Below are 2017 nucleotides of genomic sequence, written 5' to 3' on the forward strand. Positions count from 1 at the left end.
GGAATTCGGTTCATGCTTTTGCGCCGGGAACTTCAGCATCAGGAAGGTCTGCAACCTGTCCATGCGCTCAACCAGGAAACTTTTAGCCCCCAGCATAATGGCAATGATGCAACTGTAGAGAAACAAAAGGCTGATCACATTTAGCAAAGCGATCACCGAAATTTTGATTTCACTGTCCCGATGTAACGCAGCAGCCAGATTTTTATAGGAAAGTAATACATTCTCAGCCAGTCTTAGCTGAGTCGCCATGCGGATGTTAATTTTCGCCACACCATCAAAGTTTTTCTGAGCCTGTTTGACCTCGTCCAGTGCGGCTTTTAACGCATCATTTTTCTGATTCAGCATCCATGCAACGGATTCATGCTCGACATCCAGGTAATTTTTTTTCATTTGAACCAATGTTTTCTGCGCATCAGCAGGACGCAGATTGTTCAAATAAAATAAATGTTTATCCCAATAAATCTTATGTTCATTTACTTTCTCAATTGCACGTTGACTGGACAGCATATAATCCAATAAAAAAAGTGTTCCCGCCTGAATTAAAAGTGTTGTCATCGCAATACATAAAAGCAACGTAATCAGCTTGGAAAAAACAGCTCTTTGGCGTATGCTTTTAAAAATATATTTCAGGTCAAATTTCTTCAAAATCGGGCTTCCCGAAAAAGCTGTTCTCAAGGGTCGGAACAATGGGTCTCATCATATTTACCATGATCATGTTAAGCATGATCACAGCCATCGTATTTGGTACCTGGTGGGACAGTACAGCCCCATTCAAAATACATTTTGCCGTGGCAGCGGCAATATTTGCAGCATTATTTTCCGTTGTCATCACCATTGCCTTTTACCCACGTAGTCAACGGAAATTGATGCTGGCTGGCAATCAGACAGCCGACAGGAATATCGGTTGGGCCAATGATGTGGCAAAGCGACTGTCAACACCCTCTGCCGTCATTGATGGTTTTAATATCATTTTTGCCAATAATGCTTTCCTGCGTGAGTTGGGAATGAATGGCATGCGTGAATTGATCACAAATATGCCGCTCACAAATATCGTGCATCCGAGCAATCATGCGGCACTGACAAATTTCATGAGACATATGAAAAAAAGCGATGAACCGCATCAGACACTGACGCTCCGTATGCTTTATGTTGATGGCACCACCATACCTGTTCACATTTCATTGTCACCACTCAACTCACAAGGTGATTCGAACCTCAATTTGCTACAGTTTTCATCCATTACACAATCACAAAATGAGTCAGAATTAAAATCAGAAAAATTTAATTTCCCGAGTCTTTTAAATAATATCAGACAAATCATTTTTATAAACAATGTTGATCAGGAAATTATATATGCGAATACCGCATGGGAAATTCTTACTGACTTTAGTATTTCAGAATCAATAAACAAACCCTTTTTAAGTTTTATTCACCCTGAAGATATTTTGCTGGTTGAATCAAGAATGAATTCACTTATTCAGGGTAAACGTCAATATTTTCAAATCGAATGTCGCGTCATCACCAAAAACGGTTCATTTCGGTGGATTGAAATCCGTGCTTCACGCAGTTCAAACTTCAAGGGTGAACGTTCCAGTGTGATTGGCACACTGACCGACATCACCCAGCTCAAACAACTTGAAGCCTCCCAGAAACATAATCGTCATTCACCAGTTGATATGATTATGACCAATATTCCAAGCATGATTTACCGCTGTAAGAATGATCGTGACTGGACGTTTGAATTTGTCAGTGACAGTTGTCTTGAAGTCACTGAATATCAGCCTTATGAGCTGATAAATTCGAATAATGTGACCTATATGCAATTGATTCACCCTGAGGATCAGTCACGTTGCTGGGAACATGTACAGGAACAAATAGCCAAACAGCGCAAATTCCAGATGATTTACCGTATCTGTACCCGCACCAATAAGTCCCGCTGGGTTATGGAACAAGGCGAAGGTATCTTTTCCGCCAGTGGTGAGTTGCTTGCACTCGAAGGTGTCGTTATCGATCTAGG

The 2017-nt window shown here is 41.0% G+C and carries 1 protein-coding gene and 1 pseudogene; one reads left to right on the forward strand and one right to left on the reverse strand.

Annotated features, from left to right (window positions below):
• A pseudogene (locus B3O33_RS14250) lies at positions 1-555 on the reverse strand (two-component sensor histidine kinase); the annotation flags it as partial.
• Between the two features lie 131 nt (positions 556-686).
• Between B3O33_RS14250 and B3O33_RS14255 the strand changes: the two are divergent.
• On the forward strand, positions 687-2017 hold a 1331-nt coding region (locus tag B3O33_RS14255; protein ID WP_292363855.1), incomplete at its 3' end, for a PAS domain-containing protein.

It is taken from the genome of Methylophaga sp. UBA1464 (assembly GCF_002325665.1).
In the GTDB taxonomy this organism is placed as follows: Bacteria; Pseudomonadota; Gammaproteobacteria; order Nitrosococcales; family Methylophagaceae; genus Methylophaga.